Source organism: Stenotrophomonas sp. 05N37, from assembly GCF_056397365.1.
Window position 1 is genome coordinate 16,330 of the sequence record NZ_JBFTNG010000001.1, and the last position, 18,226, is coordinate 34,555.

Annotated in this window: 18 protein-coding genes; 6 read left to right on the top strand and 12 right to left on the bottom strand. The window is 67.7% G+C overall.

From position 1 onward, the window contains the following. Positions 1-226: 226 nt before the first annotated feature. The 3 genes from AC1DGC_RS00095 to ppsR all read right to left on the bottom strand — a co-directional run bounded on the left by AC1DGC_RS00095 (position 227) and on the right by ppsR (position 2,214). Entirely contained in the window at positions 227-715 is a 489-nt protein-coding gene (locus AC1DGC_RS00095) for an NUDIX hydrolase (RefSeq protein ID WP_259202982.1), read from the bottom strand. Between the two features lie 60 nt (positions 716-775). Continuing rightward, complete coding sequence (locus AC1DGC_RS00100) at positions 776-1,288, bottom strand: DUF1249 domain-containing protein (RefSeq protein WP_259202983.1); 513 nt, start codon at positions 1,286-1,288, stop codon at positions 776-778. Positions 1,289-1,392: 104 nt separating this feature from the next. Further along, entirely contained in the window at positions 1,393-2,214 is an 822-nt protein-coding gene (gene ppsR, locus AC1DGC_RS00105) for a posphoenolpyruvate synthetase regulatory kinase/phosphorylase PpsR (RefSeq protein WP_259202984.1), read from the bottom strand. Between the two features lie 143 nt (positions 2,215-2,357). Here ppsR and ppsA point away from each other — a divergent pair, with 143 nt between their 5' ends. Next, a complete protein-coding gene (gene ppsA / locus AC1DGC_RS00110) occupies positions 2,358-4,736 on the top strand; it encodes a phosphoenolpyruvate synthase (RefSeq protein ID WP_394163576.1) in 2,379 nt (792 codons plus the stop codon). Between the two features lie 186 nt (positions 4,737-4,922). Beyond that, entirely contained in the window at positions 4,923-5,405 is a 483-nt protein-coding gene (locus AC1DGC_RS00115; RefSeq protein ID WP_478046939.1) for an REP-associated tyrosine transposase, read from the top strand. A gap of 1,048 nt (positions 5,406-6,453) precedes the next feature. Here AC1DGC_RS00115 and AC1DGC_RS00120 read toward each other — a convergent pair. The 9 genes from AC1DGC_RS00120 to AC1DGC_RS00160 all read right to left on the bottom strand — a co-directional run bounded on the left by AC1DGC_RS00120 (position 6,454) and on the right by AC1DGC_RS00160 (position 16,027). Next, positions 6,454-7,566 (bottom strand): alkene reductase, encoded by a 1,113-nt coding sequence (locus AC1DGC_RS00120; protein WP_478046940.1) that lies wholly within the window; start codon positions 7,564-7,566, stop codon positions 6,454-6,456. 136 nt (positions 7,567-7,702) lie between these two features. Then, entirely contained in the window at positions 7,703-8,572 is an 870-nt protein-coding gene (locus AC1DGC_RS00125) for an EcsC family protein (RefSeq protein ID WP_478046941.1), read from the bottom strand. 68 nt (positions 8,573-8,640) lie between these two features. After that, positions 8,641-9,210, bottom strand: coding sequence for an oligoribonuclease (gene orn / locus AC1DGC_RS00130; protein WP_259202991.1), 570 nt, complete (start codon positions 9,208-9,210; stop codon positions 8,641-8,643). A gap of 98 nt (positions 9,211-9,308) precedes the next feature. Beyond that, positions 9,309-9,833 carry a tRNA adenosine(34) deaminase TadA gene (tadA, locus tag AC1DGC_RS00135; RefSeq protein ID WP_394163568.1) on the bottom strand — a complete coding sequence of 175 codons (525 nt, stop codon included), beginning with the start codon at positions 9,831-9,833 and terminating at the stop codon, positions 9,309-9,311. Then, the gene (gene mntR, locus AC1DGC_RS00140) at positions 9,826-10,281 is read right to left on the bottom strand and encodes a manganese-binding transcriptional regulator MntR (RefSeq protein ID WP_259202993.1); all 456 of its coding nucleotides are present in this window, start codon (positions 10,279-10,281) and stop codon (positions 9,826-9,828) included. Before mntR ends, tadA begins: the two co-directional genes overlap by 8 nt. Positions 10,282-10,399: 118 nt before the next feature. Then, complete coding sequence (locus AC1DGC_RS00145; RefSeq protein WP_478046942.1) at positions 10,400-11,515, bottom strand: hybrid sensor histidine kinase/response regulator; 1,116 nt, start codon at positions 11,513-11,515, stop codon at positions 10,400-10,402. Continuing rightward, positions 11,512-12,096, bottom strand: a complete 585-nt coding sequence (locus AC1DGC_RS00150) for a chemotaxis protein CheB (protein ID WP_478046943.1) — start codon at positions 12,094-12,096, stop codon at positions 11,512-11,514. The genes AC1DGC_RS00145 and AC1DGC_RS00150 overlap by 4 nt, the downstream gene beginning before the upstream one ends. Further along, on the bottom strand, positions 12,096-12,944 hold the full coding sequence (locus AC1DGC_RS00155) for a CheR family methyltransferase (protein WP_259202996.1): 849 nt from the start codon (positions 12,942-12,944) through the stop codon (positions 12,096-12,098). The genes AC1DGC_RS00150 and AC1DGC_RS00155 overlap by 1 nt, the downstream gene beginning before the upstream one ends. Beyond that, entirely contained in the window at positions 12,917-16,027 is a 3,111-nt protein-coding gene (locus AC1DGC_RS00160; protein ID WP_478046944.1) for a response regulator, read from the bottom strand. Before AC1DGC_RS00160 ends, AC1DGC_RS00155 begins: the two co-directional genes overlap by 28 nt. A gap of 150 nt (positions 16,028-16,177) precedes the next feature. On the opposite strand from AC1DGC_RS00160, the gene AC1DGC_RS00165 reads away from it, so the two are divergent. The 4 genes from AC1DGC_RS00165 (at position 16,178) to AC1DGC_RS00180 (ending at position 18,222) form a co-directional block, all read left to right on the top strand. Continuing rightward, on the top strand, positions 16,178-17,335 hold the full coding sequence (locus tag AC1DGC_RS00165; protein ID WP_259202998.1) for a two-component system sensor histidine kinase NtrB: 1,158 nt from the start codon (positions 16,178-16,180) through the stop codon (positions 17,333-17,335). After that, entirely contained in the window at positions 17,328-17,696 is a 369-nt protein-coding gene (locus tag AC1DGC_RS00170; RefSeq protein WP_478046945.1) for a response regulator, read from the top strand. Before AC1DGC_RS00165 ends, AC1DGC_RS00170 begins: the two co-directional genes overlap by 8 nt. 3 nt (positions 17,697-17,699) lie before the next feature. Continuing rightward, positions 17,700-17,939 (top strand): DUF1653 domain-containing protein, encoded by a 240-nt coding sequence (locus AC1DGC_RS00175; protein WP_394163558.1) that lies wholly within the window; start codon positions 17,700-17,702, stop codon positions 17,937-17,939. Between the two features lie 67 nt (positions 17,940-18,006). Then, complete coding sequence (locus AC1DGC_RS00180) at positions 18,007-18,222, top strand: hypothetical protein (protein WP_478046946.1); 216 nt, start codon at positions 18,007-18,009, stop codon at positions 18,220-18,222. The last annotated feature ends 4 nt before the right edge of the window (positions 18,223-18,226 follow it).

Below are 18,226 nucleotides of genomic sequence, written 5' to 3' on the forward strand. Positions count from 1 at the left end.
CTGTGGCCCCGCAGCGCGGTGCGCTATGGTGCGCGGCGGACCCCGCCGCCGCCCGTCCTGCCCGCTCCTGCCCACGCGCTTCCGCAGCGGGCGATGGGTGCAACCAGATCGCGCCGCTGTCCGTCCATACGGCGATTGCCGGCGTCTGCCAGAACGCAGGTCCAGCGGCTGCGGGCACGTCGGTGATGCCGGGCAGCGCAATGGCCGGCCTGGGCCGCCGTGCTGCTTACAGGCGGGTAAAGCTCCACGACTGCATCGCGCCGTCGCGGTAAGGCATCACCCCGTGGAAGGCCCGCGGGTCCTCGCCGAACACCAGCGGCAGGAAGCTGCGGTCGCCCTCCCACAGCGGCAGCGCGTCGAGCTTGTCCAGGTCCACCCACTCCAGCGTGCCCTCCGGGTTGGAGGTCAGCGGGGTGCCGGTGAAGTCATCGATGATGAAGACGAACCCGAACCAGTCCTCGCCGTTCTTGCCGAACCCCGGCCAGCTGATCGTGCCCCGCAGGCGCATGGTGCCGCATTCGATCCCGGCTTCCTCGCGGATCTCCCGGCGCATGCAGGCGGCGGCGTCTTCGTCGCGCTCCATCTTGCCGCCCAGCCCGTTGTACTTGCCGAGGTGCAGGTCGCCCGGCCGGGCATTGCGGTGGATCATCAGGGCCTGGGTGCCATCGGGTGACAGCACGTAGCCGAGGGTGGCCATGATCGGGGTATAAGGCATGAGGCGCGGGCTCTGGGAACGCAAACCCCGATTATGCGCGATCGCCGCGGCGCGGTCGGCTCAGCCGGCGACCTGGGTGCGGCGGGTGTCGGCAGGGGCCGGCAACGCATCGCCATCGCGGCGCAGGGTGGCCACGCCGTGGCCGCGCTCGGCCAGGTATTCCAGCCATTTGCCGAGGAAGGTATTCATCCGCATGCGGTGGCTGATCAGCTCGGCCGGTGGCGGGTACATCCCCACCACGTCCTGCCAGCGGCGGCCGACGTAGCAATGGGTGGTCTCGGCCTGGCGCGCGTCACGGTACAGGCGCACATAGGCCGACGGGTCCGGCTGCCCGGTGACCGGGTCGGCGAAGTCGTAGGTCAGGCGCAGCTCAACCGTGTAGCGGTGGCACTCGATGACATCCAAGCGCACGTCCAGGCCGTCGCCGACCGAGGACACGTAGCTGCCGGGCACCAGCTCGGCCGGCGCGAACAGGCGCACCAGGTGCTGGTAGTTTTCCGCGTACAGCCCCATCAGCCAGCTCAGGCGGCTGAGCCTGGGGATGCGTTCGATGCGGGGGGAAGCCTGGGCCATGGGTCGATCCTACACGTTGATCCTCCAACGTGGGGGCGACCCGGCCCCGGCCAAAGGGCCCGGGCCGAAACGGTTCACCGGCCGGTGGTGGCCGTGGCCCGGCCTCAGTACAGCTCGCGCTGCAGCCCCAGCGTGGTCAACACCTTGCTGGAGATCTCCTCGATCGAGGTGTGGGTGGTGCTCAGGGTAGCGATGCGCTCCATCCGGAACATCGTCTCGGCCGCGGCGACCTCGCGCTTGCAGGTCTCCAGGTTGGCGTAGCGCGAGTTCGGCCGGCGCTCCTGGCGGATCTGCTGCAACCGGTCCGGATCGATGGTCAGCCCGAACAGCTTCTTGCGGTAGGGCCGCAGCCGCGGCGGCAGGCGGTCGTGTTCCAGGTCCTCGTCGGTGAGCGGGTAATTGGCCGCGCGCACCCCGTAATGCAGCGCCAGGTAGATGCAGGTCGGGGTCTTGCCCGCCCGCGATACCGCCACCAGGATCACGTCGGCATCGTCGTAATTGATGGCGATGCCGTCATCGTGGGTCAGCGCGAAGTTCATCGCGTTGATGCGCCGGTGGTAGGTCTCGAAGTCGACCATGCCGTGCGCCTGGCCCACCCGGGAGTGCCGGTTGACGGCCAGTTCGCGCTCCAGCGGCTCGATGAAGGGGGCGAATACGTCCAGCATGAGCCCACCGCTTTCGGCCAGGATCACGCTCAGGCCGCTGTCCACGCAGGAACTGACCACGATCGGCCGGACCTGGTAGCGCTCCCCGGCTGCACGGATCCGTTCACAGGCTTCGCGCGCCTTTTCCGGATCATCGATGAACGACATCCGGTCGGTAATGAAGCTGAACCCGGAGAACTGGGTCAGGAGGCTATGCCCAATGGTTTCAGCGGTGATACCGGTTCCATCGGACACGTAGAACACCGGACGGATCGTCGACATGCGCCTTTTACCCCCTCTGAAGCTTAAAAAGGCCGTCGATACAAGCTTGTGCCGACGGCGGTCTGCCCGGCATCATATCGGCTTCTTCCTACGGACGTGGCCATCCAGCCCGCCTCGGGCGATGGCCAAACGGAGCATCGCGCTTGAACGAGAACATCCTGTGGTTGCACGAACTGCGCCTGGCCGACCTGGCCCGCGTAGGCGGCAAGAATTCGTCGCTTGGCGAAATGATCGGCAATCTTGCCGGTCTGGGGGTGTCTGTCCCCGGCGGGTACGCAACCACCGCTGAAGCCTTCAAGGACTTCATCGCGCACAACGATCTTTCCAAGCGTATTTTCGACAAGCTGGCCACGCTGGACGTGGAGGATGTCGCCGCGCTGACCGCTGCCGGCAAGGAGATCCGCGGCTGGGTCATCGACGCCCCGCTGCAGCCGCAGCTGGACCAGGACATCCGCAACGCCTACCAGCAGCTGTGCGACGAGAATGGCGGCGGCGACGTGGCCGTGGCGGTACGTTCCTCGGCCACCGCCGAAGACCTGCCCGATGCGTCCTTCGCCGGCCAGCAGGAAACCTTCCTCAACGTGACCGGCGCCGACGATGTCGTGCTCAAGGTCAAGGAAGTGTTCGCCTCGCTGTACAACGACCGCGCCATCGCCTACCGCGTCCACCATGGCTTCAAGCACGAGGACGTCTTCCTGTCCTCGGGCGTCCAGCTGATGGTGCGCTCCGGCGTGGGCTCCTCCGGCGTGCTGTTCACCCTGGACACCGAGTCCGGCTTCCGCGACGTGGTGTTTGTCACCTCCTCGTTCGGCCTGGGCGAAATGGTCGTGCAGGGTGCGGTCAACCCGGACGAGTTCTACGTCTACAAGCCCACCCTGAGCGCCGGCAAGCCTGCGATCCTGCGCCGTTCGCTGGGCAGCAAGGCGATCCGCATGGTGTACTCGGACGTGCCCGGCGAGCGCGTGCGCATCGAGGACACCCCGGCCGAGCAGCGCAACGTGTTCTCCATCAGCGACGAGGACGTGCAGGAACTGTCCAAGCAGGCGCTGGTGATCGAAAAGCATTACGGCCGCCCGATGGACATCGAGTGGGCCAAGGATGGCGTGAGCGGCAAGCTGTTCATCGTGCAGGCCCGTCCGGAAACGGTGAAGTCGCGTGGCCATGCCACCCAGATCGAACGTTTCGCGCTGAGCCAGAAGGACGGCAAGGTGCTGGCCGAAGGTCGCGCCGTGGGCGCCAAGATCGGTGCCGGCACCGCGCGCGTGGTCAAGTCGCTCGAGGACATGGCCCGCGTGCAGCCCGGTGACGTGCTGATCGCCGACATGACCGATCCGGATTGGGAGCCGGTGATGAAGCGCGCCTCGGCGATCGTGACCAACCGCGGTGGCCGCACCTGCCACGCGGCGATCATCGCCCGCGAGCTGGGCGTGCCGGCCGTGGTCGGCTCGGGCAACGCCACCCAGCTGATCGAGGATGGCCAGCAGGTGACCGTGAGCTGCGCCGAGGGCGACACCGGCTTCATCTACGACGGCATTCTCGAGTTCGAGCGCACCACCACGGACCTGGGCAACATGCCGCCGGCGCCGCTGAAGATCATGATGAACGTGGCCAACCCGGAACGTGCCTTCGACTTCGGCCAGCTGCCGAACGCCGGCATCGGCCTGGCCCGCCTGGAAATGATCATCGCCAGCCACATCGGCATCCACCCCAACGCCCTGCTCGAGTACGACCGGCAGGACGCGGCGACCAAGAAGAAGATCGACGAGAAGATCGCCGGTTACGCCGATCCGGTCAGCTTCTACGTCGGCCGTCTGGCCGAGGGCATCGCCACCCTGACCGCGTCGGTCGCCCCGAACCCGGTGATCGTGCGCCTGTCGGACTTCAAGTCCAACGAGTACGCCAACCTGATCGGCGGCAGCAACTACGAGCCGCACGAAGAAAACCCGATGATCGGCTTCCGCGGCGCCAGCCGCTACGTCGACCCGAGCTTCTCGGCCGCCTTCGCCCTGGAATGCAAGGCCGTGCTGCGCGTGCGCAACGAGATGGGCCTGGACAACCTGTGGGTCATGATCCCGTTCGTGCGCACCTTGGAAGAGGGCCGCAAGGTCGTCGAGGTGCTGGAGCAGAACGGCCTGAAGCAGGGCGAGAACGGCCTGAAGATCATCATGATGTGCGAAGTGCCGTCCAACGCACTGCTCGCCGATGAGTTCCTGGAGATCTTCGACGGCTTCTCGATCGGTTCCAACGACCTGACCCAGCTCACCCTGGGCCTGGACCGCGATTCCTCGATCGTCGCGCACCTGTTCGACGAGCGGAACCCGGCGGTGAAGAAGCTGCTGTCGATGGCGATCAAGTCCGCACGCGCCAAGGGCAAGTACGTGGGCATCTGTGGCCAGGGCCCGTCCGATCACCCGGACCTGGCCGAATGGTTGATGCAGGAAGGCATCGAGTCGGTGTCGCTGAACCCGGACACCGTGGTCGACACCTGGCTGCGCCTGGCCAAGTTGAAGGCCAACAGCTGATACGGCTGGCAGGTTGACGAACAAAACCCCGCGCAAGCGGGGTTTTGTTTTTGGGCGTAGAGCCGACCGTTGGTCGGCTGCAAAGCCGTAGAGCCGACCGTTGGTCGGCTGCCCCACCTACATCCCCACGCCCTGAATGGACATAGCCTGATTTTTTCCGCGTCAGGCCAGCCACATCCTGATGGCATGTCCAGCCCGCGCCTCCATCATGGCCGCCACTCCAGCGTAGGCAACATCTATGCACTGACCAGCGTCGTCCATTCCCGTGTCCCCCACTTTCGGCAGCCTTGTCTGGCACAGCACGTGGCGCAGGTAATGCAGGCGTTGGCGCAGGAACAGATGGTCCGCAACCTCGCCTGGGTGGTGATGCCGGACCATGTGCATTGGCTGATGCAGCTCCGACACGGCTCCCTCGGTGGCTGCATGCAGCGGTTCAAGTCGCGCAGCAGCCTGCTCGTGAATCGGCAATTGAACCGCAGCGGGCCCCTCTGGCAGGCGGGCTACTTTGACCACACGCTGCGAAACGACGAAGACCTGCGCCATCAGGCGGCCTATATCCTCGCCAACCCGGTCCGCGCCGGCTTGGCACATGCAATCGGCCACTATCCATTCGCGTGGTGTCGATGGCCCATCGACGACCTACCACCCGCAACGCCCCGTCCCCCGTAGAGCCGACCGTTGGTCGGCTGCGTGTTGGTCGGCTGCCCCACGCAACGCGGTGGATCCTTCCGATACCGCGATGTCGGATCGAAGAGCAGCTGACCAACGGTCAGCTCTACGTCGGATCCTTCCGATATCGCGGCGAACGCAGCACCCGTAGAGCCGACCGTTGGTCGGCTGCCGTACGCAGCGCGGCGGATCCTTGCGATATCGCGACGTCGGGTCGGTGGGCAGCTGACCAACGGTCAGCTCTACGTCGGATCCTGCCGATATCGCGACGAACGCAGCACCCGTAGAGCCGACCGTTGGTCGGCTGCCGTACGCAGCGCGGCGGATCCTTGCGATATCGCGACGTCGGGGCGGAGAGCAGCTGACCAACGGTCAGCTCTACGTCGGATCCTTCCGATATCGCGRCGAACGCAGCACCCCGTAGAGCCGACCGTTGGTCGGCTGCCGCACCGTAGGCCGTTGGTCGGCTGCCCCACGCAGTGCGGCGGATCCTTCCGATGCCGCGACGTCGGATCGAAGAGCAGCTGACCAACGGTCAGCTCTACGTCGGATCCTTCCGATATCGCGGCGAACGCAGCACCCGTAGAGCCGACCGTTGGTCGGCTGCCGCACGCAGCGCGGCGGATCCTTCCGATATCGCGACGTCGGGTCGAAGAGCAGCTGACCAACGGTCAGCTCTACGTCGGATCCTGCCGATATCGCGACGAACGCGGCGCCCGTAGAGCCGACCGTTGGTCGGCTGCCGCACCGTGGACCGTTGCTCGGCTGCCGTACGCAACGCGGCGGATCTTTTCGATATCGCGACGTCGGGGCGGAGAGCAGCTGACCAACGGTCAGCTCTACGTCGTCGGATCCTGCCGATATCGCAACGAACGCAGCACCCGTAGAGCCGACCGTTGGTCGGCTGCGGCACCGTGGACCGTTGGTCGGCTGCCGTACGCAACGCGGCGGATCCTTCCGATATCGCGACGTCGGATCGGAGAGCAGCTGACCAACGGTCAGCTCTACGCGCGCTGCGTTGCTTGATCGTCGGTCTTGCCAGTCACCGTCAGGCGTCGGCGGTTTCGGCGACCGGGTAATCGGTGAATCCTTCGGCGCCGCCACCGAAGAAGGTGGCCTTGTCCGGCGCGTTCAGCGGCAGGCCGTGCTGCAACCGTGCCGGCAGGTCCGGGTTGGCGATGAACGGGCGGCCGAAGGCGATCAGGTCGGCCCAGCCTTTGGTGAGCGCTTCCTCGGCGCATTCGACGGTGTACTTGCCGGCGTAGATCAGCGTGCCGCGGTAGACCATGCGCAGGGCCTCCTTGAACGCCACCGGCATCTCCGGGGCATCGTCCCAGTCGGCTTCGGCGATGTGCAGATAGCCGACGCCGATGCTGTCGAGCACGTGCGCGGCGGCCAGGTAGGTGGCCTGGGGCGTGTCATCCACCGCGCCCTGCAGCGTGGTCAACGGCGCCAGACGCACGCCCACGCGCTCGGCACCGATCGCCGCTGCCACCGCCTCCACCACCTCGCGCAGGAAGCGCAGCCGGTTCTGCAGCGACCCACCATAGCCGTCGGTGCGCTGGTTGGCCTGCGAGTCGATGAACTGGTTGATCAGGTAGCCGTTGGCGCCGTGCAGCTCAATGCCGTCGAAGCCGGCATCGATCGCGTTGCGGGCGGCTTGGGCGTAGTCATTCACGATGCCGGGAATTTCATCGATCGCCAGCGCGCGCGGCATGGAGTGCTGCACCATGTCGCCGACGCCGCCCTGCGGGCCCCTGCCCTGCGGATCGACGAATACCTTGACCCCCTCGGCCAGCAGCGCCGACGAGGACACCGGCGCCGCGCCGCCCGGCTGCAATGCGGTGTGCGAGACGCGCCCTACGTGCCAGAGCTGGGCCACGATACGCCCGCCGGCGGCATGCACCGCATCGGTGACGCCGCGCCAGCCGGCGATCTGCGCCTCGTCGTGGATGCCGGGCGTCCAGGCATAGCCCTGGCCCTGCTGGCTGATCTGGGTGCCTTCGCTGACGATCAGGCCCGCGGACGCGCGCTGTGCGTAGTACTCGGCCATCAGGGGCGTGGCGACATTGCCGTCGGCCGCGCGCGAGCGGGTCATCGGCGGCATCACGATACGGTTGGGCAGCGTCAGCGCGCCCATGCGGTAGGGGGTGAACAACATGGAAGGTATCCTTCGGAACAGGTCTGCCCGAAGGATGGGGGCGCACGTGGCGACGCAACAGCGTCGGCGGGGCAAAACAGTTGTGACGCCAGCGCAATGATCCCCCGGCCTCGCCGCTGCACGCCGCCGGTAGCGCTCAGCCGCGCTGGTCGGCCAGCATCGTGTACGCCGCACGCACCGTTTCATAGCCGTAGCTGCGCTCCAGCCGGCGCACGATGAAGTGGCCCCGCGCCATGTCCTGGTAGTAGTCGGTGAACATCGTATTGAGCGTGGCCCCGGTGACCGCGCCGATGATCGGCACCGCCTGCGCGGCGAACTTCTCGGTGACCACCACGCCAAACCGCGCGGCCACCTTCTCCACGATCTTGGCCAGCCACTTGCCGGCTTCCTTCGGCGTCAGCCCGATCATCACCCCGCCCCCGCCGGCGGCGCGCCCGGCCAGCTCGGCCGACAGGTGCCGCATCACCTCGGCGGTGAAGCCACGGGTGATGTAGTACCCGGTTTCGCTGGCGTCGTCGCTGCCGGCATTGCCGCCCAGCGCGAACACTTCCAGACAGGCATGCCGGGTGCTCAGCTCACGCAGGTCGAAGCCCTCGCTGCGGGCGACGTCGGCCACCGAGCGCATCATGATCGTGGTCGAGACCGGCAGCTCGATGAACAGCGAGGTGAACCCGAATGCCCCACCCACCGCGCCGCTGGTCGCCGCGGCCAGCTTGTGCCAGCGCGTGGAGGCCGCCTTGCCGGGGGTGTTGTCCATGCTCCACAGCGCCGCCTGCGCGGACTTGAACAGCGCCGCCTCGACCGCGCCGTGGATGCGCCTGGACACCACGGCGGGCAACTTCTTCACCGCGAACTCCAGCGGCGAACCGATCAGGTTGGCCATCTTGGCGGTTAGCGTGGGCGACTCCAGCAGCGCGACGGCGCGCTGCAGGTCGGCCCAGTCCTGCGAGGTCGGCAGGATCTGCGTTTCCAGCGGGGGTGGCGTGCTGCGGGTGATGGCGTTCATGGCCCGGATCATACCGCCGGCCGGTTGAACGGCGTGTGCGTGCCCGCCGGCGGCCGGCGCGGGGTCGGTCAGCCCGGCAGCCCCGACAGCGCGCCCATGAACTGGCGGTAGTGGCGCAGCTCCTCGATGGAATCGTGCACGTCGCTCAGCGCGGTGTGGCTGGCGGTCTTGCCCACCCCGGCGGCCACGCCGGGTGCCCAGCGCCTGGCCAGTTCCTTCACCGTGGACACGTCCAGGTTGCGGTAGTGGAAGTACTTCTCCAGGCGCGGCATCTCGCGGTGCAGGAAGCGGCGGTCCTGGCAGATCGAGTTGCCGCACATCGGCGAGGCGCCGGCCTTGATCCACTGGGCCAGGAAGTTCACCGTCTGCGCCTCGGCCTGGCCCAGCGTCACCGTGCTCTCGACCACGCGCTGCCACAGGCCGGAACGGCGATGCTGGGTGCGATTCCACTCGTCCATCGCCTCCAGGCGTTCGACCGGATGGTGGATGGCGAACTCGGGGCCTTCGGCGAGCACGTTCAACTGCGCATCGGTGACCACGGTGGCGATCTCGATGATCGCGTCGTTGTCGGTATCCAGACCGGTCATTTCCAGGTCGATCCAGATCAGTCGTTCGCCTTCTGCGCCGTTGTCAGCCATGTCTACGCCTTGTGCAAGGGACGGCGCCGCGGGCGCCGACCGGGATGAGTAGGGTCGACATGATACCGCCCCGACGTCACCCGGCCGTTGCGACGGTGCTATTCCAGCAGCAGCGGCGGCTTGCCGCGCTTGGCGCGGAAATAATTGGTCAGCCGCGTGCTGGCATCCTTGGCCAATACCCCGCCATGGATCTCCACGCGATGGTTGTGGCGCGGATCGCCCAGCAAATCGAACACGCTGCCGCAGGCACCGGTCTTGGGATCGCTGGCCGCGTAGACCACGCGCGCCACGCGGGCATGCACGACGGCCATCGCGCACATCGCGCAGGGCTCCAGGGTCACGTACAGCGTGCTGCCGAGCAGCCGATGGTTGCCGACGGCCCTGCCCGCCTGGCGCATCGCCACGATCTCGGCATGCGCGCTGGGATCGTGGTCGGCGATGTTGAGGTTCCAGCCCTCGCCCAGCACCTGGCCGTCGGCCCCCACCAGCACGGCACCCACCGGGATCTCGTTGAACTCGCGCTCGGCGCGCTCGGCCAGCGCCAGCGCATGCCGCATCCAGTGCTCGTCCCGGTCGTGGACCGGCACGCCCAGCGGCGGCGGGCTGGCTACAGACTCAACCATGGCCGTCGGCCTTGCGGACGAACGCCTCGAACGCGGCCAGGGTGGCCTCGCTCACATGGTGCTCGATGCCCTCGGCGTCGCGACGCGCCGAGTCGGCGTCCACGCCCAGCGCCAGCAGGAAGCGCTCCACGGTCTGGTGGCGGGCCCGCATTTCCACCGCCAGCGCCTCCCCGGCCGGAGTCAGGAACACCCCCCGATATGGCCGCTGCACCGCCCAGCCCTCCTTCACCAGGCGCTTGAGCGCCTTGGCCACGGTCGGCTGCGCCACCCCGAGGCGGGTGGCGATATCCACCTGGCGGGCCTCGCGGCCGTCGGCGATCAGGTCGGCGATCAGCTCCACGTAGTCTTCCACCAGTTCCGAGCGGCGCGCTTCGCGCACCTGCACGAACCCCTCCACGTGGACCTGGGCATCGATCAGCGGGGGGGTCTTGCGCACGGATGAAGGCATTGGAACTCCAGCGGGCGGCCGGCAATGGCGAGGGCCGCAAGGGCGCCAGTTTAACGCACCCCGCCAGCCGTCAACGCCCCCGGGCCCGGCCCCGCGTCGGCCGGCCGGGCATCGGCGCTCAGCGCACCCGACGCTGCAGCGCGGTTTCCAGCACCACCTCGCCGTCGAGGTTGCGCGCCACCAGCGTGCCGCCGTGGGCACGGGCGAACTCGCTGGCGATGAACAACCCAAGGCCCAGTCCACGGCTGTCGTGGAAACTGGCCTTGAACGGCTCGAACAGCCGTGGCAGCAGTTCATCGGGGATCCTGCCGGCGTTGCGTACGGCCAGGTGCAAGGGCCCATTGGCGACACCGCGCAACTGCACATGCACCGGCGCATCGCCCCCGTGCAGTACCGCATTGCCGACCAGGTTGGACAGCAGCTGGGCCAACCGGTCCGGGTCGCCCTGCAGGGAGGTGTCGCCGTCCATCTGCAGCTCGATCCGCGCCTGCGGATGCGCCCGCGCGATCTCGGCCACCACCGTGGCAGCGACCTCGCCTACGTCGCAGTCGTCGTGATGCAGGCGCAGTCCGCCGGTGCGGATTTTGGAGAAGTCCAGCAACTGTTCCACCATCCGCGCCATGCGCTGGGCACTGCTTTCAAGATGGCCGAGGGTGCGCTGCACGGCCGGGTCGGCCGGCAGGTCCAGGGCAAGTTTGTCGGCGCACAGCAGGATCGAGGCCAGCGGCGTGCGCAGGTCGTGGGTGAGCACCGCCATCATGGTTTCGTTGAGGTTGAGCGCGCGCTCCAGGGCCTGGTTGCGCGTCTTCAACAATTGCTTCTGCTGGTACAGCTCGATGAAGACGTTGACCTTGCTGGTAATCACCTGCGGCTCGATCGGCTTGTGCAGGAAATCCACCGCGCCGCTCTCATAGCCCTTGAACGCGCGCACCGGGTCGTTCGGCGAGGCGGTCAGGAAGATGATCGGCACGTCGCGGCTGCGCTGCGAGCCGCGCATCAGCTCGGCCAGCGAGAAGCCGTCGATCTCGGGCATGTGCACGTCCAGCAGCGCCAACGCCACTTCGTGTTGCAGCAGCAGCTCCAGGGCCTCGGCGCCGGAAGCGGCGCACAGGATGTTCAACCCGTCACGGCGCAGCAGCGCCTCCATCGCCACCAGGTTCTGCGGCACGTCATCGACGATCAGCAGGTTCACGCACTCGTCGGCGGTCGCCCCGGCGGGGTCGATCAGGTTCATCGTTCAAGGCCTTTCATGTGCACGCACAGGGAGGAAAGCGGAAGCACCGCATCGGCACCGGCGTGGGCCAGGGCGGAGGCGGGCATCAAGGAGGAATAGGCATCGTCGGGCGACTGGATCCAGGCCTGCCCGCCGGCCCGCCGGACCGCGGCGACCCCTTCGCTGCCATCGCTGCTGGCGCCGGTGAGCAGGATCGCCAGCACGCCGGCGCCGAACACCTCGGCTGCGCTTTCAAACAGCGGGTCGATCGCCGGGCGCGAATACAGCACCGGGGGGTCGATGGACAATGCGAGGGTATGCCGGTCCTCGACCAGCAGGTGGTAATCCGGTGGTGCGAAGGTGACCGTGCCATCCTGCAGCGGCTGCTTGTCCTCGGCTTCGCGCACCGGCAGCGGGCAGCGCAGGTCGAGCAGGTCGGCGATGCGGCTGGGACGGTCGCGCGGCAGGTGCAGCACCACCAGGATCGGCATGGCCAGCCCGGCCGGCACGGCTGCCAGCAGCGCCTGCAGGGCGCTGACCCCACCGGCCGATGCGCCGATCACGATCAGCTCGAATCGACGGCGATCCGGCGCGGTATCCATCAGGCGACCTTCCGGTAGAGGCGCTGTTCGCGTGCGCAAGCTTCGAAGGCGCTCGCATGGTCGCCGAACTGCAGCGATTCCTTGCTGCCCAGGCCGAGGAACCCCCGGTGCACCAGGGCCTCGTGAAACAGGCCGATGGCGCGGTCCTGCAGGGCGCGCTGGAAGTAGATCAGCACGTTGCGGCAGGACACCAGGTGGACCTCGGAGAACACCGTATCGGTGGCCAGGCTGTGGTCCGCGAAGACGATATTGCGTTTCAGGCGGCGATCGAACACCACGCTGCCGTAGCCGCTGCTGTAGTAGTCCGACAACGAGCCGGTGCCGCCAGCGGCGATGTAGTTGCGGCTGAACTGCGCCATGCGGTCCAGCGCGAACGCGCCGGATTCGGCCGCCTGCAATGCCTCCGGGTTGATGTCGGTGGCATAGATGATGGCGCGGTCCAGCAGGCCCTCCTCCTGCAGCACGATCGCCAGCGACCACACCTCCTCACCGGTACTGCACCCGGCGATCCACAGTTTGATCGACGGATAGGTGCGCAGCACCGGCATGGCGTGCTCGCGCAGCACCTTGAAATAGCCCGGGTCACGGAACATCTCCGAGACCTGCACGGTGAAATACTGCATGGCCTGGGCGAAGGTGTCCGGCTCGTGCAGCAGCCGGTGCTGCAGCTCGCCCATGGTGGCGCAGTCGAAGCGCGCCATGGCGTGGCGCATGCGCCGCCGCAGCGAGGCCATCGCGTAATCACGGAAATCGTAGTGGTAACGCTGGTACACCGCCTCCAGCAGCAGGCGCAGTTCCAGGTCGTACAGCTCGGTGTCGTTCATCGACGCGAGCACCACACACGGCACAGCGAGACCAGCTTGTCCACGTCGATGGGCTTGGCGATGTAGTCGTTGGCACCGGCCTGCAGGCAGTGTTCGCGGTCGTCGGGCATGGCCTTGGCCGTCAACGCGATGATCGGCAGGTCGCGCCAGCGGTTGTCGGCGCGGATCTCGCGCATGGCGGTCAGCCCGTCCATCTCCGGCATCATGATGTCCATCAGCACCAGGTCGATCTCCGGGCGCAGCTTGTCCAGCGCCTCGCGGCCGTTGCGCGCGATCTCCAGGGTGACCCCCAGCGGCTCGAGCACGCTGGACAGGGCGAAGATGTTGCGCACGTCGTCCTCGGCCAGCAGCACCGTGCGCCCATCCAGCACCGCATCGCGGCGGCGCGCTTCGCGCAGCAGGCGCTGCTGGTCGCTGGGCAGGGACGCCTCCACGCTGTGCAGGAACAGGGTCACCTCGTCGAGCAGGCGCTCGGGCGAGCGCGCGCCCTTGATGATGATGCTCTTGGAATAGCGGCGCAGGCGCTGTTCTTCGTCGCGGGTCAGCGCGCGCCCGGTGTAGACGATGACCGGCGGGAACGCCACGGCGTCGTTGCCGGCCATGCGTTCGAGCAGGTCATAACCGGTGCCGTCGGGCAGGGTCAGGTCGGTGACCATGCAGTCGAAGGTGGACCCGGCCAGCGCGTCCATCGCCTCGGCGATGGTGCCCACGCCGGTGATTTCGAGCTGGTCGCGGCCCAGCAGCAACTGCAGGTTCGTGCGCAGCTCGCTGTCGTCCTCGACGATCAACAGGCGGCGCACGTCGCGCTGGCTGGTGGCCTCCAGTTGCTGGATGGCCCCGACCAGGCGCTCGCGGGTGGCCGGCTTGATCACGTAGCCGATTGCGCCCAGTTCCATGGCCACCTGCGAGCGCTCCAGCCCGGACACCACGTGCACCGGGATATGCCGCGTGGCCGGATCGCGCTTGAGCCGTTCCAGCACGCTCAGCCCGGACACGTCGGGCAGGCCGATGTCGAGCAGGATGCCGTTCGGGCGCAGTTCGACGGCCAGGCCCAGCGCCTCCTCGGCAGTCCCGGCGACCACGCAGTCGAAGTCCAGCTCGTGCGCCATCGCCACCAATGCCTCGGCAAACGAAACGTCGTCCTCCACCACCAGGATCATCCGCCCGGCGCGGCTGCGCTGGCCGCGGTCGTCGGCCACCCGCTGCAGGGCTGGCGGCGCGACCGCCGCAACCGGTGCCTGGCCATGCGCGCGGCCGCCGTTGAACGGCACCGCCGGCGCCAAGGGGGCCGGGCGCACGTCCGGCGCCGGGCTGGGCGGCGGTGCGGCGCCGCCATGGGCCAGCAGCGGCAGCTCGAGGATGAAGCAGCTGCCGCGCCCCGGCTCGCTGGAGACGCTGATGCCGCCGCCCATGCGCAGGGCCAGGTCGCGCGAGATCGACAGGCCCAGGCCCGTGCCGCCGTACCGCCGGCGCGTACTGCCGTCGGCCTGGCGGAAGGCCTCGAAGATCACCGCGGTCTGTTCCTCGGCGATGCCGATGCCGGTATCGCTGACCACGAACTGCACCCGCCCTGCCCCGGCGCTGCGCACCTTGAGCGACACGCTGCCGTGCTCGGTGAACTTGACCGCATTGGCCAACAGGTTCTTCAGGATCTGCTGCAGGCGCTGGCTGTCGGCGACCAGGTGCGCGGGCGCGTCGGCCTCGCGACCGATCTCCAGCTGCAGACCCTTCTGCGCGGCCATCGGCTCGAAGGTGTCCTTCAGGCGCTGCAGCACGCTCGCCACGGCCAGGTCCTCTTCCACCAGTTCGACGTGGCCGGCCTCGATCCGCGACAGGTCCAGGATGTCGTTGATCAGGGCCAGCAGGTCGTTGTTGGACGAATGGATGGCCTGGGCGTACTTGACCTGCTCGGCGGTAAGGGTCCCGTCCTTGTTGTCGGCCAGCAGCTTGGCCAGGATCAGCGCGCTGTTGAGCGGGGTGCGCAGCTCGTGCGACATGTTGGCCAGGAATTCGGACTTGTAGCGCGAACTGGCTTCCAGCTCGTTGCTGTTCTGCACCAGTTGCGCCTGCGCCAGCAGCAGCGCCTGCTGCCGCGCTTCCAGTTCATGGGTGCGCTCTTCAAGCTGGACATTGATCTGTTCCAGCTCGGCCTGCTGCTGTTCCAGGTTGGCCTGGGAGTGCAGCAGGCTGCGGCTCTGTTCCTCCAGTTCCTCGTTGGCCACGCGCAGCTCTTCCTGCTGGGTCTGCAGCTCCTCGCTCTGGCGCTGGGTTTCCTCCAGCAACTCCACCAGTTGGGCACGCATCAGCGCCGCGCGCATCGCCACGCCGATCGGTTCGGCGCACTGCAGCAGCAGGTCCAGCTCCAGCGCGCGCGCCGGCGACACCCCGGCACGCCCGAGTTCGACCACGCCCATCACCACCCCATCGGCCGTGATCGGGCCCAGCAGGCGCTGGCGCACCACGCTGCGGCCCAGCGGCGTATCGATGTCCAGCGGCGACTGGTCATCCTCCAGCCGGCGCGGCATGCCTGCGCGCAGTACCTCACCCCACTGCCCGGCGGCGGCAGGCAAGGTCTCGGACAGCTGGGCCGGCAGCGCGGCCCCGCCCATCAGCACCAGGCGATCGCCCTGCAGCCGGTACAGCGCACCCACTTCGGCCCCGAGCTGGGCACACAACGCACGCATCGCCGCGTCGGCCAGCACCTGCGGCTCCGGGTCGCCACGCAGGCTCACCGTGACCGCGTTTTCGCCCTCCTGCAGCCACAGCGCGTCGGCCGCCACGCGGCGCGACTGGATCGCCTTCATCACCGTCAGCGCCATCAGGATGAAGGACACCCCGCCGATGCTGCGGTTCACGAACGAGAACGCCGAATTGGTGCTGGACGGGGCCACGTTGTAGCCCACCATCAGCAGCACGCACGAGGCCAGCGCCACCAGCATCGGCACCGCCAGGCGTCGCTGGAACAGGGTGACCCCGACCGCCATGAAATAGGTCAGCCACACCGCATAGCCCAGCGGGACCACCATCTCCAGGCACAGCGTGAGCGCCATCAGGGCGGCAGAGACGGCCCATATCCAGCGGTCGCGAGCGGTCGGCGCAGCATTCATGCGGAATTCCAGCTCAAAAGGGGGCCGATGGTACCTGAACCCAAAAAGCAGTGTTATCCGCCATTGGTCAGCCCCTTTCGCCCCTCTTTACACGTTCTTCACACCATCGCCCCTACGGTTCGGCCCCTTATAGGGGAGTGCATTACCGTCGTGGCCGAGGTCGTATCCAGCGTGGCGCCGCTTGTCGATGAAAGCCGGCAGTTGAAGCTGTTGATGGACCATGTCTCCGACCATGCGATCTACCTGCTCGACCCGGACGGCCGCATCTGCAGCTGGAACCGCGGCGGCGAGCGGGTCAACGGCTACACGGCCGAGGAAGTCATCGGCCAGCACGTCTCGATCTTCTACAGCCCCGAAGAACAGCGCCAGGGCCTGCCGCAGCAGACCCTGGACCGCGCGCGCGACCAGGGCCGGCTGGTCGGCGAAGGCTGGCGCGTGCGCCGCAACGGCGAGCGCTTCCGGGCCAGCGTGGTGATCGAGGCGGTTCGCGAACACGGCGCGCTGCTGGGTTTCGTCAAGGTCACCCAGGACATCACCGAACGCTACCAGGCCCAATGCCTGCTGCAGGACGCCCAGCGTGCGCGCCAGCACCTGCAGCGTTTCGAGGGCGTGGGCCGGCTGACCCGGGGCCTGGCGCATGAATTCAACAACCTGCTTACCACCGTGGGCAATGCCCTGGACCTGATCGCCCTGCGCCCGGGCGCCGATGCGCGTACGCTGGACCTGATCGAGCTGGCGCAGGCCGCCGCCGACCGCGGCTCGTTGCTCACCCGGCAGCTGTTGGCCTTCTCCGCCGACCAGACCCTGGTGCGCGAGCCGGTCAGCGTGCCGCAGCTGCTGGACGAAGCGCTGCCCTCGCTGCAGCGGGTCTGCCCGCAGACTGTGCGGATGCGGGTGGAACTGCCGCCGGAGCTACCGCCGATCGCCACCGATGGCGTACAGTTGCACAGCGCCGTGCTCAACCTGGTGCTCAACAGCTGCGAGGCGATGCCGCAAGGCGGCACGGTGACCATCACCGCCTGTCTCGAACAGCGCCTCGCCCCGGACGCGGCCCAGCCTACCCTCCGTCGCTATGTCGCCATCACGGTGACCGACGAAGGCGCCGGCATGCCGCCGGACGTTGCCGAGCGTGCCAGCGAGCCCTTTTTCACCACCAAGGAAATCGGCAAGGGCAGCGGTCTGGGCCTGAGCCAGGTGTTCGGCTTCGTCTCGCAGTGCGATGGCTTTGTCGATGTACAGACCGCGCCGGGGCGCGGCACCACTGTCCGTTTGTTGTTACCCGCCATAGAGGAAGTCGAACATGCCTGAGCCCCTCCGCGTATTGATGGTCGAAGACCAGCAGGATCTGCGTGAACTCATTGGCCAGGCGCTGCAGGATTTCGGTATCGAGATCCATACCGCCGATGACGGCCCGACCGCGGTGCAGCTGCTGCGCGAACCGGGTGGCTTCGACGTGGTGTTCAGCGATATCAGCATGCCCAACGGCATGAGCGGGGTGGAACTCAGCGCCCACGTCGCCGAAGCCCTGCCGCAGGCACGGATGATCCTGGCGTCCGGCTACGCGCGCTCGCAGCTGCCGCCGCTGCCGGCGCATGTGGAATTCCTGCCCAAGCCGTATCGGCTGCGCCAGCTGGTGGCGCTGCTGCAGGCCCCGGCCCCGGCGCCCTGACCCATGCACGGGCTGTCCCCGCTTCCGGTCATCGCCACCGGTCACTACCGGCATTTCAAGGGCGGCAACTATGAAGTGCTCGGGGTCGTCCGACACAGCGAGACCCTCGAGCCGCTGGTGCTCTATCGCCCCCTGGACAGCGACGTCGGCGTGTGGGTGCGCCCCTACGCCATGTTCTGTGAGCAGGTGAACGTGGACGGTGTGATGCGCCCGCGATTTGCGCGGGTTGACGGTAGCCACTGACCTCGATCATCGCTACCCTGCCGGGCACCGCGGGCGAGTGCCCGCATCGACTGCAGGACGCAACGTGATGACGATGGTGAGTGTGGTGTGGGCGGTGCTGGCAGCCGTGATCGGCCTGGTGTGGCTGGTTGTCCCGTTCGTGATCTTTGGCATCAAGGACCTGCTGCGCGACATCCTCGCCGAGCAGAAAAAGACCAACGAACTGCTTGCGCACGGGCCGCGCCCGGCGTTGCCCGACACGCCTGCCCCGCCACCGGTGCTGATGGCTCGCCGCTATCCCTGAAGCG

Excerpts from the sequence above, each read along its gene's own strand:
- AC1DGC_RS00100 (WP_259202983.1), bottom strand. The coding sequence starts at position 1,288 with ATGGCCCAGGCTTCCCCCCGCATCGAACGCATCCCCAGGCTCAGCCGC.
- AC1DGC_RS00150 (WP_478046943.1), bottom strand. The coding sequence starts at position 12,096 with ATGGATACCGCGCCGGATCGCCGTCGATTCGAGCTGATCGTGATCGGC.
- AC1DGC_RS00145 (WP_478046942.1), bottom strand. The coding sequence starts at position 11,515 with ATGAACCTGATCGACCCCGCCGGGGCGACCGCCGACGAGTGCGTGAAC.
- ppsR (WP_259202984.1), bottom strand. The coding sequence starts at position 2,214 with ATGTCGACGATCCGTCCGGTGTTCTACGTGTCCGATGGAACCGGTATC.
- mntR (WP_259202993.1), bottom strand. The coding sequence starts at position 10,281 with ATGCCTTCATCCGTGCGCAAGACCCCCCCGCTGATCGATGCCCAGGTC.
- AC1DGC_RS00180 (WP_478046946.1), top strand. The coding sequence starts at position 18,007 with ATGACGATGGTGAGTGTGGTGTGGGCGGTGCTGGCAGCCGTGATCGGC.
- tadA (WP_394163568.1), bottom strand. The coding sequence starts at position 9,833 with ATGGTTGAGTCTGTAGCCAGCCCGCCGCCGCTGGGCGTGCCGGTCCAC.
- AC1DGC_RS00175 (WP_394163558.1), top strand. The coding sequence starts at position 17,700 with ATGCACGGGCTGTCCCCGCTTCCGGTCATCGCCACCGGTCACTACCGG.
- orn (WP_259202991.1), bottom strand. The coding sequence starts at position 9,210 with ATGGCTGACAACGGCGCAGAAGGCGAACGACTGATCTGGATCGACCTG.
- AC1DGC_RS00115 (WP_478046939.1), top strand. The coding sequence starts at position 4,923 with ATGTCCAGCCCGCGCCTCCATCATGGCCGCCACTCCAGCGTAGGCAAC.
- AC1DGC_RS00095 (WP_259202982.1), bottom strand. The coding sequence starts at position 715 with ATGCCTTATACCCCGATCATGGCCACCCTCGGCTACGTGCTGTCACCC.
- AC1DGC_RS00120 (WP_478046940.1), bottom strand. The coding sequence starts at position 7,566 with ATGTTGTTCACCCCCTACCGCATGGGCGCGCTGACGCTGCCCAACCGT.
- AC1DGC_RS00160 (WP_478046944.1), bottom strand. The coding sequence starts at position 16,027 with ATGAATGCTGCGCCGACCGCTCGCGACCGCTGGATATGGGCCGTCTCT.
- AC1DGC_RS00125 (WP_478046941.1), bottom strand. The coding sequence starts at position 8,572 with ATGAACGCCATCACCCGCAGCACGCCACCCCCGCTGGAAACGCAGATC.
- AC1DGC_RS00170 (WP_478046945.1), top strand. The coding sequence starts at position 17,328 with ATGCCTGAGCCCCTCCGCGTATTGATGGTCGAAGACCAGCAGGATCTG.